Consider the following 14,873-nt stretch of genomic DNA (forward strand, 5'->3'; position numbering starts at 1 on the left):
TAAAACTAAGGCCAGACTTACTTCGTAAATCAAGTCATGAAGATTTTATTCGGTGTCATTTTATTTTCTTTATTAACTTCGGGCTGTACTAAGCACGAAAACATGCCTACAAATACTGATCCTTCTATTACAAGTCCCACTACCGGAGGAAGCACATTTAGCTATCTGGCGCTGGGCGATTCTTACACGATTGGAGAAGCAGTTAAGCAAGCTGAATCCTTTCCCTACCAGCTGCAAAATTTACTAAAAGGCAAAAACATCAGCGTAGCCAATCCCAAAATTATTGCGGTAACCGGCTGGACTACCGATGAACTGCAGGTAGGGATTAAAAAAGAAAATTTAAGCGGAACTTATGATTTTGTTACGCTGCTCATTGGCGTAAACAACCAGTACCGTGGCTATCCCCTTAGCACTTACCGCAAAGAGTTCGCAGAATTGTTACAAAAGGCTATCGCTTTTGCTGGCGGCGATGTGCGTAAAGTTTTTGTGATTTCTATACCCGATTGGGGCGTTACGCCTTTTGGTAAAAACTCGGGAAGAGATACCAAGGCAATTGCCACTGAAATAGATAGTTTCAATGCTGCAAACCAGGAAATAACGCTTGCAGCGGGCATAAACTACACCAATATTACTCCTGCATCAAGAAATGCGGCAACCGATAATGCGTTGATTGCAAGTGATGGCTTACACCCCAGTGGCAAAATGTATGGTCAGTGGGCCGATGCATTATTAACAAAAGTGGCCACCGTGTTGAAATAATTTAACTCCCTGTTCATCTGTTTTTAAATTAAAAAAATTACATTAGTTTAACTATTTAAATTAATAATCCTTAAAAACATTAAATTATGAACGAATATGATTCAGGCGGAATAATCGCAGGCATTGGTTTTGGAGCAGTTATCTTCTATCTCATTTTAATTGTGATTTCGCTGGCTGGGATGTGGAAAGCATTCGAAAAGGCAGGTAAACCAGGTTGGGCATGCATTATACCTATTTACCGTGAAATTGTAATGATAGAGATTGTTGGGAAACCAATGATATGGATTTTATGGTTAATAATTCCTTGCGTAAATTTTGTATTTGGAATTTGGTTGATCAACCTATTTAGCAAAAGCTTTGGAAAAACAGAAGGTTACACGGTAGGTCTAATTTTATTGCCGTTTGTATTCTGGCCAATGTTAGGTTTCGGACCAGCTACTTATTTAGGCCCGTCAGCTGCTGAGGCTCAAAATGGTGGTTTTGGAAATAATCCTTTCAATAATCCAAACAACCCTTTTAACAATCCTTTCGAGAATAAAGATAAACCAAGCGATACACCGCCACCGGTAGTTTAAGCAATTATGTTTATCCTTTTTATATTTTGCAGTTTAATCAACCTGGTTGATTGGCTGCAAAATCATTTAATCTCCTGCCCATTTAAAGCTTTAACAGGCATTGATTGCCCAGGTTGCGGGTTTCAACGTTCTTTTATTGCAATAATTCAAGGCGATTTATCAAAAAGCTGGCTGCTCTATCCACCAACTATTCCTTTACTGATCTTATTTATTGCAGCAGGCTTGCTTTATAAGTTCCCTATTAAAAACCAATCTCTGATTTTACGAATACTTGTTATTGTTGTTGGCAATTTCGTAATGCTTTCTTACCTGTATAAAATGCTGTTGCACTAGTGCCACATTTAAACATTCACCATTGAGGTTAGGTGTTTATAATCTTTAAGTACCGTTTCTAAAAACTGTAATTCGTTCATGCCCGCTGGAATGCTTACCACGATATGTTCTTTTGTTTTAGCAGCCATGGCATAAATCAACTCGGCATTGCCTGTTTGGTAATAACTGGTTAATACTTCGTGGATGAGCTCAATCTCGCGATCATTTAAATGGAGTACATCTTTAAACCGGGCTTCGTAGGTTTCGGGCAGGCTAAAGCTAAAGGCCATGTTGGTAAACTGAGTTCTTGGATTTGTTTTAATCAAAGTTGTTTTTCCTAAAATATCGCCTAAACGCTGGTGGTTTTTGGTTACGATTACCGATATCAGCGCTACTACACCCCAGCCTAACGGAATACCGAAATCAATTGTCCTGAACAGCCACCTTAAAATATACTGACTAAGAGCTGGTTGCCCACCATCCAGGCTAATCACTTTTATTTTAAGCACCTTCTTACCCAAACTTTGCCCATCCATAATGAGCTCACAAACCAGATCGTAAAAAACAAAAATGGCGAGGAATACAATTAAGATAATTTTTCCGCCACCCGACATGCTTGTTTCACTAGCGCCCATCAAAATCAGTGTAATTATACCCAGTACCAGAAAAACGCCCAAATCTATACATCTGGCCGCAATGCGCTCACCCAGACCGGCAATTTCATATGAGATATCGATATTTTGAGCAGTGCTAATTCTGATACTATCCATATTTCAAACATAATTTTTTTTAAGGATAATCGCTGTATATCAACGACTAATTTTTTAACTAAACATTTCTTATATTTTGCTGTCATTTTACCAGATTGATTCTTTATCCATAAAAAATTAACTATTTTAACCCAAGATTTGGTAACGCCTTTACATGAGAGAAGCATTATTTGTTAAAAAGCATTCGGAGAAGTGGCAAAATTACGATTCCATGCAGCAGGCCAATCCTGATGAGGTGGCCAACCAGTTTATCGAAATTACCAACGATCTTGCTTACGCCAAAACATTTTATCCAAACTCGAAAACTACCGCTTATTTAAACGGGCTGGCTTCCAAATTACATCAATCGGTTTATAAAAATAAAAAGGAGAAAACTAACCGGTTTATCCAGTTCTGGAAAACCGAGCTCCCACTCGTATTCTTTCAGTATAAAAAACAGATTTGGTATGCATTTGCATTTTTTATCATCTCGTGTGCCATAGGCGCCTTATCAGCCAAATACGACGACACTTTTGTTCGCCTGATTATGGGCGATGGCTACGTAAATATGACCAACGAAAACATTGCTAAAGGCGATCCTTTTGGGGTATACAAGCAACCAAACGAATTTATGATGTTCTTTCAGATTGGCATCAACAACATTTACGTTGCCCTGTATACTTTTGTTTTAGGCATTATATTTTCTTTCGGTTCAATTGTTTCTATCTTCCGCAACGGGGTTATGCTCGGCTCTTTTCAATACTTCTTTTTTAGCAAAGGCCTGGGCATTCAATCTGTACTGGTAATCTGGATCCATGGAACGCTAGAAATATCGGCCATAGTGCTGGCAGGTGCGGCCGGTATTATTTTAGGTAACAGCTTATTGTTCCCCAAAACCTATTCGCGCAAGGTGTCGGTATTGAAAGGTGCAAAAGATGGTTTAAAAATCGTAATTGGTTTGATACCCATCTTTATTGTAGCTGCCTTTTTCGAAAGTTTTGTTACCCGCCATACCGAAATGCCACTGGTATTGAGTGCCTCCATCCTGCTATTATCGGCAGCCTTTATTGTCTGGTACGTATTCATTTATCCCGTTAAAATTAAGCTCAAACAACCCGAAAGCAATTAAAATGGTAAACCAATTAGAATTTAAGAAAAGAAGGGATTTCGGCCAGGTAATTAATGATACCTTCACCTTTATGCGGCAAAATTTTAAGCCGCTAATCACAACCTATTTTACCTTTTGTGGTCTGTTTGTTTTAGCCAGCATGGCTGCCATGCTTATGCAACAGTACAAAATGGTTAATATAATAAATACAGGTATTGGTAACAGATATGGAAAAGGCTTTGGTATCGGATCTGTTTATGGTATTGAATATTTTTTATCGTTACTGTTCTCTATGGCCAGTTATTCGAGTATGACGGTTGCGGTACTTTCTTATATAGCGCTATATGTACGCAAGGGCAACCAACCACCTGCTACAGATGAAGTTTGGGGTTACTTTAAATATTACTTTCTACGGGTTTTCGGCAGTTCCATATTGCTCATATTAATGCTTGTAGTTGCGCTTATCTGCTGCCTGGTACCAGGTTTTTGGCTTGCACCTTTTGTGGCCATGATGTTCCCGATTATGGTATTGGAAAACGGATCGCTTGGCTACGCTTTTAGCAGGAGCTTCAAAATAATTAAAGATAATTTCTGGGTAACTTTCGGTACGCTAGTTGTAGTATGGATCATTGTTTCCGCCTGTATGAGCATGATTGTATTGCCCACCAGCCTCCTTAACATGGTAACCATGTTTACCAGTAAAAGCCCACACATGAATGTAACCTTAACCATGATAACTACAGTACTCCAATCGCTTTGCCAGGTATTTACCATTATTCCGGTTATTACCATTTCACTTGTTTACTATAGTTTGGTTGAGCAGAAAGAAAGTCCCGGTTTAAAGGAGCGCATTTCGAATTTCGGCAATAACGAAAAACTAGTTGACACCAGGCCAGAAGAATACTAGCAGATGCAACGCGTTTTAATCAGAAACATTCTCATATTTCTCTTGTTTTTTGCCCCTGTAATTGGCAAAGCACAGGCTGGCAAAACTAAGTCTGTGGTTGGTGTTGTGCGCATTGATACCAATAGCCAGGTTACACCTGCAAAATTTGATAAAGAAGCGATCAGCAATTATAAAGCACAAAAAGAATTTCAATACGATGAAATTGGCCAGCAACAACTATCCTGGTGGGACCGCTTTTGGCTCTGGTTTTGGCAAATGGTAGGCGATTTGTTTCAAGGAGCAGCTGGTAATCCCATTTCGCGGTATATCTTTATCGGCGTGGGTGTTGGCGTGGTTATATTCATTGTACTTAAGTTAATTGGTTCGGAAAACATATTTAGCCGGAAATCCAAAGAAACCATCCTGCCTTATGATGTATTGACCGAGAACATCCATGAAATTGACTATGAGCAGGAATTACAGCGTTTAATTACCGAAGGAAAATTCCGCCTGGCGGTAAGACTTTTGTATTTAAGGGCTTTAAAAAAGTTAAGCGATGCGGAATTGATCCAGTGGCAGCCCGAAAAAACCAATTATCATTATTTAACGGAGCTTCGTGAACCTGCCCTTAAAAACGATTTTGGCAAACTTACACTTCAGTTCGACTATATCTGGTATGGCGATTTCCCTATTGATGCCACACGGTTCGAACCAATTAACCAATCATTTAATCACTTTAACAGCCAGATTAGATGAAAGGATATAAAGCATATATAATTATCGGTTGCTTTTTAATTGTGGCTTATCTGGTTGCACAATACAACAAACCTACCCCAACCAATTGGGCGCCCACCTATGCAGCAAAGGATAAAATACCCTATGGTACCTACATTTTATACAACCAGATAAAAGACATTCTGCCTAATGCCAGTGTTAAAACTTCGCAGCTGGCCGTTTACAACACACTGAAATCGAAGCACTTTAACAAAACAGCTTATTTAATTGTAGCCCAGCAGGCAGATATCAGCAAGTATGATTTAGCAGAACTCATCAAATACATGCAGGCCGGCAATGATGTTTTTATTGCCAGTTATGATTTTGGTAAAATGGAAAAAGAGCTGAAGTTAAAAACAGGCACTTCTTTAAATGCCGCAGGCAATACGCTAAACTTTACACACCCCAATTTTAAAACAGATGCAAGCTATGGTTTCGAAAGAGGTATTGGCGCGCAGTTTTTTAGCCGAACCGATTCTACCAAAGTAACCGTTTTGGGAATAAACGGCAATGGCCAGCCAAATTTTATTCGCTACCCTTATGGTAAGGGCTTTCTATATCTAATTGCCGAGCCTGGTTTTTACACCAATTTCAATTTGCTTGATAAATATGGAGCAGAATATGCGGCCAAAACATTAAGCTATTTACAGGGTAATAAATCCATCATTTTCGACGAGTATTTTACCGGACAAAAAAACACAACAACTGATATATTAGGGGTGTTTTTTAAGCATCCAGAACTAAAATTTGCCTACTACCTGGCTATCTTCAGCCTGCTCGTTTTTGTGCTGTTTGAAATTAAACGCAGGCAAAGGATTATTCCCTTAGCCGATCCAAACACAAATTCTTCGCTGGCATTTACGTATGTAGTTGGCAGTTTATATTATCAGGAACGCAACAACCACGATATAGCGCTGAAAAAAATCAATTATTTTATGGAGTACCTCCGCAGCAGGTATTTCCTTAAAACAACTGAAATTAATCAGGAATTTACGCAGTTATTAATCGATAAGACCGGCATTAATGAGGCTTTGGCTAAAACATTAACCCGCTATTTTATCCAGATACCCCAAATGAACGAATTAAGCGACCATGAGTTGATCAGCTTAAACGAAAGCATAGAACAGTTTTATAAATATACACATAGCAATGGAACAAGAACAGTTTAACCCACGTACAGATTTAAGCGCATTAAATGAAGCGGTAAACCAGATCAGAAACGTACTTGGAAATGTCATTATCGGACAAAAACAGGTTATTGATTTCTTAATTGTCGGTTTGCTTGCCGATGGACATATTTTAATAGAAGGTGTACCCGGCGTGGCCAAAACGCTTAGTGCTAAATTACTTGCCAAATCTATCGCTGCGCAATTTTCGAGGGTGCAGTTTACACCCGATTTAATGCCATCTGATGTTTTGGGAACACCGATTTTCAACACCAAAACCGGCGATTTCGAATTCAGGAAAGGCCCTATTTTTGGCAACATTATTCTGGTTGATGAAATTAACCGTGCCCCTGCCAAAACCCAATCGGCTTTATTCGAGGTGATGGAAGAACGCCAGGTAACGATTGATGGCGAAACCTATTTAATGGATGAGCCTTTTATGGTGCTCGCTACTCAAAACCCAATTGAACAGGAAGGTACCTACCGCTTACCAGAGGCACAGTTAGACCGTTTTCTCTTTAAAATAGAAGTAAAATACCCTTCGCTTGAAGAGGAAACCGCCATATTAGCGGCACAGCATACCCTGGTAAATAAAACTTTACTAAATGAAGTGAAACCTGTACTTTCTGTAGCACAGATCCAGCAGGCCAGGGCTATTATCCGTAATTTGTTTGTTGAGCCTAAATTACTAGAGTTTATTGCCAAAATTGTGCACGAAACACGCAACAATCCTTCGCTTTATCTGGGTGCTTCGCCACGTGCATCGCTGGCAATCGTACATAGTGCTAAAGCCTTTGCCGCGATTCAAGACCGCGATTTTGTAACGCCTGATGATATTATTGCCGTTGCAGGGCCGGTATTGGCACATCGCATATTGTTATCGCCCGAAAAAGAAATGGAAGGCTTAACCACCAGCGATATTGTAAACCAGATTATTAAAAAAATTGAAGTACCGAGATAGTCGGGAGTCCGAAGTCAGTTAACAAGTTTCAACAATTAACCGATTAAACAACATTGAAAAAACTCTTTCAGCAATATTACATCAATTTATTCTTAACCGACCGCCTTTTTACTGCGATTGGGTTTTGTGTTGTGCTTTTTTTACTGAAATTCTTTTTTGCCTGGCTGGGCGACATACCCGAAATAGCCATCGGCGTACTGTTGATACTCTTTTTGATTGATGTTTTTATCCTCTACCGTGTAAGCGAGGGTATCGATGCCAAAAGATTTACTTCGAAGCGGTTAAGCAATGGCGACGAAAATCCAATTCAGATAGAAATCAGAAACCGCTATGGTTTTGGCATAAACGCAAGGGTAATTGACGAAGTTCCTTTTCAGTTTCAACTGCGTGATAAAGATTTCAGATTGCATATTAAGCCGGCCGAGATTAAATCGATCCACTATAATCTGCGGCCAACCAAGCGTGGCGAATACAATTTTGGTTTTATCAGAACATATATCAGTTCTCCCTTACGTTTAATCAATCGCCGCTATAACTTTGATGGCGCCAAAATTTTACCTGTTCACCCCTCTTTTATTAATCTGGGGCAGTACGAACTCATGGCTGTTTCGCATCATTTAACAGCTTTTGGCATCAAAAAGATTAGAAAGGTTGGTCATAGCAGCGAATTCGATCAGATTAAAAACTATGTTGGGGGCGATGATATCCGCACCATTAACTGGAAAGCTACAGCCCGGAAAAGCAGCCTGATGGTGAATACCTACACTGATGAGCGGTCGCAGAATATTTATTGCATTATAGATAAATCGCGCGTAATGAAAATGCCTTTTGAGGGCTTAAGCCTGCTCGATTATGCCATCAATGCTGCTGTTGCCCTGGCTAAAGTGGCCATGCTCAAAGAAGATAAGGCCGGATTAATTACCGTATCAGAAAATATTGGTGCCGTTGTACCTGCCGACAGGAAATCAGCACAGCTTGGCACCATCATGAACGTGCTTTACAAAGAAAAAACCAGATATTTAGAAAACAATCTGGAAGCCTTATACGCCACTGTACGTTCGGTAGTAAAACAACGCGGGTTATTGGTATTTTTCACCAATTTCGAAAGCTTATCGGCATTGCAAAGGCAACTCCCCTATTTAAAGCGGATTTCAAAATATCACTTATTGGTAGTCGTGTTTTTTGAAAACACCGAACTAAAAGCCTTAAGCAGCGAACCAGCTAAAGACGTTGAAGGGATTTACCACAAAACCATTGCAGAAAAGTTTATTTACGAGAAAAAACTCATGGTTAAGGAGTTGAATACGCACGGTATTTTAGCCATTCTTACCCCACCACAAAAACTAACGGTAAACGTGATTAACCAATACCTGGCTTTAAAAGCACAGCAAAGGATTTAGTCGTGAGTTCAAAGTCTTGAGTTCGAACCCGACGATTGCTAGAATACTCCCCACTAAAGACTACAGAATCTTGACCAAAAACTACTCCTCTTCCCTAAAATACACCTTGTAAAAATTCATCGATTTATCATCATCGTACCCTTTTTCGATCATGTCTTTATTTCCATGAATATAGATGTGGAAGTTTTTATCGAGTTTTAAAACACTTTTGTAGGCACGAGCCTGTTTTTTAACCGCCGATTCAGCAATTTCAAAATGGTCGGCAATTGGGCTTTCGTACTCTTCTTCGTAATTTTTCTTATAATTTTTAAACGACTCAATTCCTTCGGCATTACCAATTACCTCATTACCGAATTCTTCAATATCAAAAGTTTCCTTTTCTTTGAAATATTTCATTGAGCGGTTTAACAGGTCAATTTTATCTGCCTTGCTAATTTCGTAGTCATCATCCAGTTTCTGGGTAACAAAGTTCTTGTAAACGCCTAAAACATTATTGGTTTGGTTATAACTGTCGTTCCTGATCTTCAGTTTCAGAAATTCATCTTTCCAATATACTGCAGAATCGTTGCTGCTTTTCGATTGATCCAACACTACAACTTTGTAGCCTTGCTCCCGCTCCACATTAAAAATCAAACAGCCTTTATCCAGTTTGTTAATGCTAATGGCTTCCTGCTCATAACTTACATTAAAGCCATCCAGCTCGGGGTAAACTTTCAGGTAAGTATCTTTGTTCTCCGATTTAAATATACCCACTACCTCTAGCTGTTCACCTTCAATCTGTACCTTTTCAAAATAAGCCACATACAACTCACCCGATTTAATTTTGGGGTGGTTGGCTACATCGTATAAATGTTTTGCCAGCTGCTGCGAATCTTCATGAAAAAGTTCATTGTTTTCGAAAATTTCATGCACAAAGTGGAATACTTCGTTCAATTCCAGATTATCATTGGGATGATAAAAGTGATAAACTTCATTTACCTTTTCGAAAGGCTTTAAAAAATACTGCATCAACAGATTGCCCAATACCTCATCATCAATTTTTAAAGGTGCATCAGAAAGCTTGTAATATTCTTCAAGCAGTTTGTTGCCTGTATGATGGATGGAAAGTTGCTTCAGCGAAGCTTCGAAAAATGAAATCATGAGGGCAAAAATAACAAAATGATTGATTAACCTCATTCAAAATTCACACACTCAATCCCCATTCATTCAATCATTCTTCATATAAACCTCAGCTCTTTGTAAAAAGCTTTTTTTCTTTAAACCCGCCTCAACTTCATTTATGGCTGCCATCAGGTTATTTTGGGTATTGGTAATTTCGGCTGTTGCTTTAATAATGACTTCCCACACCGGTTCCATGGCAGATAGCAGCGTTTGCCCTTTTTCTGTAAGCTCTACCAATCGCTTACGGGTATCTGTTTTATCTTTTTTGGAGCAGATTAGTTTTTCTTTCTCCAGCTCTTTTAACAAACTGATGGTTGATGGATGGGCATAACCAATTTCTTCTGAAAGCAGTACCACAGTCATGCTCGATTTTTTATATAATGTGTACAAAACCGGAAACCATTTGGGCTGAAAATCGATGCCAAAGGCTTTATATATCAGCAAGCCGTCTTTACGGATTTGATCACTCAACCGCTGTAACCGCGTAGAAATGGCCAATAAACCTGAAGCATCAATTACATTTTGTTCCATTTAAGCAGGTTTTAAATCCAGGCTGTAGAAAACATTATCAACAGCCATCCGTGGGAAATACGAAGGTAGCTTTTCCATGTCAACTTGTGCAAATCCATTGCGTTCGTAAAAACGACAAGCAGCCTGTAAAATATCTTTAGTACCTAAATATAATTCTTTCAGGTCATTTTTCCGGCTATAGGCAATGAGGGTTTCCAGCAAGACCTGCGCCAGTCCCAGTGCTTTACCTCTAAATTCTTTTTTCACAAACATTTTTCTAATGGCGCCCGAATGGTGTTCGGGTACTGCGATTAAGGCAATGGTACCAATAAGCTCACCATCTAGCCAGGCTCCCCAAAACGCACCACCAGTAGCATCGTAATTAGTTTCAATATCTAACAAATCGGGTTGTGCCGCCAAATCAATATCTACATTAAATTCGATTTGCTGAATGGGTAAAATTAAGCCAATAATTTGTTCACAATTTTGATTGTTTAACCGCTCTATTTTAAGTTCATTTTGCATAGTATAAAATTTTACTTCAAATATATGTAGTTAACTACGTATATCAAAAATGCAAATATCATTTTACCATCAGAATATAATTAAGCATTGCCTGATTAATTTGAACGGCTAAGTTTATTCAGGAAATCTACGATTTTTTTATCTGCATAATCTGCTGCACCTTCGTGGCGCAAAGAAAGACGGCCTTGTTTATCGAATATGATGGTAGTAGGTAGCACACCCGAAAATATTTCTTCAGGAACATTGCTTTCCACCTTATAAACCGGCATTTCGTATTTGCGGTCAGCCATAAAGCGGGTAGATTTACCAAGGTCGCCATCGGCATCTGCAAAAATGAATACCACATTTTTATCGTCTTTAAACTGTTTATACAATTTATTAACTGATGGCATTTCAGCACGGCAGGGCGGACACCAGGTTGCCCAAAAATTAAGGAAGATGACTTTACCTTTTAAATCGCCCAAGTCAACCAGATTACCTTTCGCATCCTTAAATCGGATACCGCTCAGGCTCATGTCCGGGGCAATAGGTGTTTCTATTTCGGGTTTGTAAAAGCCAATCTCCATCAAACCTTTAATTAAAAAAGCTTTGGCATCGGGTACAAAGATCACAACCAGTAGCAACAACACTAACGCAGCGTTTAGGAGGTTTTTCTTAAGAAATTTCAAAGTATTGTTAATCATCAATGTCAAAGTTACTGATTCCAGACGCCAAACCTACTGGGAATAAGCTATAACCAAAGCATATACCTTAAACTTTACGCAAGAAATACAGTCGAATGTACTATAAAAGCAATGTTACCAATGCATTATACAATAATGAATAGTATTTGCTACTTTTGAAGCGTTGAAAAAGCACAGGCAAAATATCAAAAAATATTTATCGGCATTTATGCTGGTTGTTTTCGCCATTGCTTTAACACCCTGGAGCGTACTCCACAGCCATAGGCCTGTTCCGGTTATAGAAAAAGAAATTAACTGTAAACATGTTAGCCACCTGCAGGCTCATGGAGATACCTGCTTAATCTGTAATGCAAGTTTTGAGAAAAACTATGTGTCTGCACACCACATTTACAGGATCTTTTTATGTGCAAAGATTTTTAACCCTACTGAGCCTACCTTAAAAAATGCCTTTACCGAAGTAAAGCGCTCAAGCTTACGTGGCCCACCAACAGCTTAATTTTTTCTTCCAATGCACCATTTGCGTGCCTATATTAACATTATTTATACGAAAGACTAAACTAGCCAGGTTAGCGCTATGGCTTTAGGTTTTCTATCATGCTTATTTACGATACATTATCATGAAAAAATTACAGCTAATTGGCTTAGTAATTCTATATACCTTATTGGGCAATACTGCCTTTGCTTCGGCACTAAAAGATATAACAGGTCAGGTTATTGATGCCAGTACCAAACAAACATTACCGGGTGCCACTATTTTTATACCCGATTTAAAGGTTACTGCCGTAACTAACAACGATGGTGCTTTTACACTTAAAAACCTCCCTACGAAAGGCACTTATTTGGTTGAGGTTCATTACGTGGGCTACAAAACGGCTACACAAATGGTTAATCTTTCAACGGGTGCAGGTCTCCAGTTTTCGCTGCAGCCAACCGCTATCGAAACCAAAGAAATTATAATTACCGGAAGTTTGATCAGTAGTACCAGTAAAAGAAACAGTGCCTCATCGGCAGTTGTAGGTAAAGACCTGCTTTTGCAGCCATCGACTAATTTAATAGATGCCCTCACCAAAATCCCTGGCGTATCGCAAATTACCACAGGTCCTTCTATTTCTAAACCTGTGATCAGAGGTTTAGGTTATAACCGCATTGTAACTTTAGATGACGGAATTAAACAGCAAGGACAACAATGGGGCGATGAACATGGCATCGAAATCGACCAGTTCAAATCAGACCGTGTAGAGATTTTACGCGGCGCAGCATCTTTAATGTATGGTTCTGATGCACTTGGCGGTGTAATTAATTTATTAGAGCCCAGTACCGCACCCGAAGGTCAGGTTAAAGGTGAGTTTATTACCAATTACTCGACCAATAACGGCCTTACTGCAAACTCGCTAATGTTAAACGGTAACGAAAACGGTTTTGTTTGGAGAGCGCGTGGAACATATAAAAACGCATATTCCTTTAAAACACCTACCGGATATTTCCCTAATTCGGGCTTTAACGAAACCGATTTAAGCGGAATGGTAGGCTTAAACAAAAGCTGGGGTTATACACACTTAAACGTTTCGAATTTCCGCAACAACATTGGTTTTTACGAGCCTGCTTTAGATGACAACGGAAATTTTGTTAAAGAAGACGGAAGTGCTTTTACCAACAGCGATTACAAAAGCCGTACTTTAGATTACCCACGTCAGGATATCAGGCATTTCAAAATTGCCTTAAATAACAATTTTGTTTTAGGTAACGGTAATTTAAAGGCCGATTTTGGCTATCAGCAAAACCAACGCCGCGAACTGGACGGACCAGATCCTGCATTATTTTTCGACCTTAAAACTTACAATGCAGATTTGAAATATTATATCCATGAAACTAACGGATGGCAACCTGTTTTCGGTCTAAGTATAGATGATGCACACAGCCAGAACAAGGGAACTGAGTTTTTAATTCCTGCTTACGACACTTTTGGATTAGGCGTTTTTGCTTATGCTAAGAAAAATTGGGAAAACAGCACATTTAGCATCGGAGCACGTTATGATTTTAGAAAAAACAATGGCAAACAGTTATTTGATGATGGCGAAGAACTTTTTGCGCCTTTCAAAAATAAGTTTTCGAATGTAAGTGGTGCTTTAGGTTTTACCCACCAGTTTAACGATGAGCTGAACTTTAAAGCCAATGCTGGTTCGGCATTCCGTGCACCAAACCCAGCCGAATTAGGCTCGAATGGTGTTCATGAAGGAACTTTCAGATACGAAATCGGCAATTCGAATTTGAGCCCCGAGCGCAGCTATCAGGTAGATGCTGCTTTAGAATATGAAGGAAAAATTGTGAGTGCAAGTGTAAGTGTCTACAACAATTACATCCATAATTACATTTATGCGGCAAACAATGGCGAAATAAGAGATGTTGATGGAACCGATTTTGCGGTTTACCGTTACGGACAGGTAAATGCCAACCTCTATGGTACTGAGGCAAGTTTAACTATACATCCAGTTCCATTTATCCACTTCGAAAATACATTTGGATACGTACATGCCCAAAATAACACTTTAGATAAACCACTTTCGTTTATCCCGGCAGGAACATTAAGGAACGAGCTACGCTTCGAACCTAAATTAAAAGGCACAAATGACGCCTACCTTTCAGTAGGTATTAATTCGGCATTTAAGCAAACGCGTGTTGATGAAGTTTTCGAAACGCCAACCAGTGGCTATACTTTGTTAAACGCAGGTATTGGCGCAACCTTTAATCTGGGCAAACAACCCGTTAAATTATCTGTTTCGGCAAACAACCTTTTAAATCAGAAATATTACGATGCTTTAAACAGGTTTAAACCAGGTCGTTTTGATCAGGAAAATCCTAGTTTAGGCGTATACAATACTGGAAGAAATATCACTTTCGGACTTTATATCCCTTTTACTGTGGTTAAATAATAAAATTTTGTCACGTTGAGCCTGTCGAAACGCCTTCAAAAGCATTTCGATAGGTCCTTCGACAAGCTATTAATGATAGATTAGAGATTCGTCATCTCGACTGAAGCGCAACGAAATGCCTGCCCGTACAGGCGGGGAAAGATCTTTAAGCAGATTTCTCGACTACGTTGCACTCCGCTCGAAATGGCGGTTCTTAAAAAGGTCTGTTATCAGCAATCCAATGTTTTTGCCAAAAATCTGATCTTTATCATTGACTGATCTAAATAGAAAATTCGTCATTGCTGCACGAAGCAGTCCTAAAGCATACGCTAATAGCGATCGTTGTAAGATTGGGTATCTGCTGCAGGCAAGCTTCGACGGCTGAAAAAGCCATC

Annotated in this window: 16 protein-coding genes; 11 read left to right on the forward strand and 5 right to left on the reverse strand. The window is 39.2% G+C overall.

What is annotated here, in order from left to right:
- Nucleotides 1-36: 36 nt before the first annotated feature.
- The 3 genes from DBR40_RS02390 (at nucleotide 37) to DBR40_RS02400 (ending at nucleotide 1,667) form a co-directional block, all read left to right on the forward strand.
- The gene (locus DBR40_RS02390; RefSeq protein WP_124558201.1) at nucleotides 37-759 is read left to right on the forward strand and encodes an SGNH/GDSL hydrolase family protein; all 723 of its coding nucleotides are present in this window, start codon (nucleotides 37-39) and stop codon (nucleotides 757-759) included.
- Between the two features lie 86 nt (nucleotides 760-845).
- Nucleotides 846-1,334: a DUF5684 domain-containing protein gene (locus tag DBR40_RS02395; RefSeq protein WP_124558202.1), complete on the forward strand. Its 489-nt coding sequence runs from the start codon at nucleotides 846-848 to the stop codon at nucleotides 1,332-1,334.
- 6 nt (nucleotides 1,335-1,340) lie between these two features.
- Nucleotides 1,341-1,667, forward strand: coding sequence for a DUF2752 domain-containing protein (locus tag DBR40_RS02400; RefSeq protein WP_124558203.1), 327 nt, complete (start codon nucleotides 1,341-1,343; stop codon nucleotides 1,665-1,667).
- A gap of 8 nt (nucleotides 1,668-1,675) precedes the next feature.
- Here the strand turns inward: DBR40_RS02400 and DBR40_RS02405 are convergent, their stop codons facing one another.
- A complete protein-coding gene (locus DBR40_RS02405) occupies nucleotides 1,676-2,416 on the reverse strand; it encodes an RDD family protein (RefSeq protein WP_124558204.1) in 741 nt (246 codons plus the stop codon).
- A gap of 154 nt (nucleotides 2,417-2,570) precedes the next feature.
- Here DBR40_RS02405 and DBR40_RS02410 point away from each other — a divergent pair, with 154 nt between their 5' ends.
- The 6 genes from DBR40_RS02410 to DBR40_RS02435 are packed head-to-tail and all read left to right on the forward strand — an operon-like array spanning nucleotide 2,571 to nucleotide 8,690.
- Nucleotides 2,571-3,524 carry a stage II sporulation protein M gene (locus tag DBR40_RS02410; RefSeq protein WP_124558205.1) on the forward strand — a complete coding sequence of 318 codons (954 nt, stop codon included), beginning with the start codon at nucleotides 2,571-2,573 and terminating at the stop codon, nucleotides 3,522-3,524.
- A gap of 1 nt (nucleotide 3,525) precedes the next feature.
- Nucleotides 3,526-4,410 carry a hypothetical protein gene (locus DBR40_RS02415; protein ID WP_124558206.1) on the forward strand — a complete coding sequence of 295 codons (885 nt, stop codon included), beginning with the start codon at nucleotides 3,526-3,528 and terminating at the stop codon, nucleotides 4,408-4,410.
- A 3-nt stretch (nucleotides 4,411-4,413) separates the two neighbouring features.
- Nucleotides 4,414-5,145: a DUF4129 domain-containing protein gene (locus DBR40_RS02420; protein WP_124558207.1), complete on the forward strand. Its 732-nt coding sequence runs from the start codon at nucleotides 4,414-4,416 to the stop codon at nucleotides 5,143-5,145.
- Nucleotides 5,142-6,332, forward strand: coding sequence for a DUF4350 domain-containing protein (locus DBR40_RS02425; protein ID WP_124558208.1), 1,191 nt, complete (start codon nucleotides 5,142-5,144; stop codon nucleotides 6,330-6,332). Before DBR40_RS02420 ends, DBR40_RS02425 begins: the two co-directional genes overlap by 4 nt.
- Nucleotides 6,313-7,290 (forward strand): AAA family ATPase, encoded by a 978-nt coding sequence (locus DBR40_RS02430; protein WP_124558209.1) that lies wholly within the window; start codon nucleotides 6,313-6,315, stop codon nucleotides 7,288-7,290. Before DBR40_RS02425 ends, DBR40_RS02430 begins: the two co-directional genes overlap by 20 nt.
- Before the next feature lie 53 nt (nucleotides 7,291-7,343).
- The gene (locus DBR40_RS02435; protein ID WP_124558210.1) at nucleotides 7,344-8,690 is read left to right on the forward strand and encodes a DUF58 domain-containing protein; all 1,347 of its coding nucleotides are present in this window, start codon (nucleotides 7,344-7,346) and stop codon (nucleotides 8,688-8,690) included.
- Nucleotides 8,691-8,771: 81 nt separating this feature from the next.
- On the opposite strand, the gene DBR40_RS02440 is transcribed toward DBR40_RS02435, so the two are convergent.
- The 4 genes from DBR40_RS02440 to DBR40_RS02455 all read right to left on the reverse strand — a co-directional run bounded on the left by DBR40_RS02440 (nucleotide 8,772) and on the right by DBR40_RS02455 (nucleotide 11,569).
- On the reverse strand, nucleotides 8,772-9,830 hold the full coding sequence (locus tag DBR40_RS02440; protein ID WP_124558211.1) for a nucleoid-associated protein: 1,059 nt from the start codon (nucleotides 9,828-9,830) through the stop codon (nucleotides 8,772-8,774).
- A 66-nt stretch (nucleotides 9,831-9,896) separates the two neighbouring features.
- Entirely contained in the window at nucleotides 9,897-10,382 is a 486-nt protein-coding gene (locus DBR40_RS02445) for a MarR family winged helix-turn-helix transcriptional regulator (protein WP_124558212.1), read from the reverse strand.
- Complete coding sequence (locus tag DBR40_RS02450; protein ID WP_124558213.1) at nucleotides 10,383-10,886, reverse strand: GNAT family N-acetyltransferase; 504 nt, start codon at nucleotides 10,884-10,886, stop codon at nucleotides 10,383-10,385.
- Between the two features lie 95 nt (nucleotides 10,887-10,981).
- Nucleotides 10,982-11,569: a TlpA family protein disulfide reductase gene (locus DBR40_RS02455; protein WP_233603768.1), complete on the reverse strand. Its 588-nt coding sequence runs from the start codon at nucleotides 11,567-11,569 to the stop codon at nucleotides 10,982-10,984.
- A 208-nt stretch (nucleotides 11,570-11,777) separates the two neighbouring features.
- On the opposite strand from DBR40_RS02455, the gene DBR40_RS02460 reads away from it, so the two are divergent.
- Entirely contained in the window at nucleotides 11,778-12,065 is a 288-nt protein-coding gene (locus DBR40_RS02460) for a hypothetical protein (protein WP_166208322.1), read from the forward strand.
- Between the two features lie 121 nt (nucleotides 12,066-12,186).
- Entirely contained in the window at nucleotides 12,187-14,499 is a 2,313-nt protein-coding gene (locus DBR40_RS02465) for a TonB-dependent receptor (protein WP_124558215.1), read from the forward strand.
- The last annotated feature ends 374 nt before the right edge of the window (nucleotides 14,500-14,873 follow it).

The sequence above is a fragment of the Pedobacter sp. KBW01 genome (assembly GCF_003852395.1).
In the GTDB taxonomy this organism is placed as follows: Bacteria; Bacteroidota; Bacteroidia; order Sphingobacteriales; family Sphingobacteriaceae; genus Pedobacter.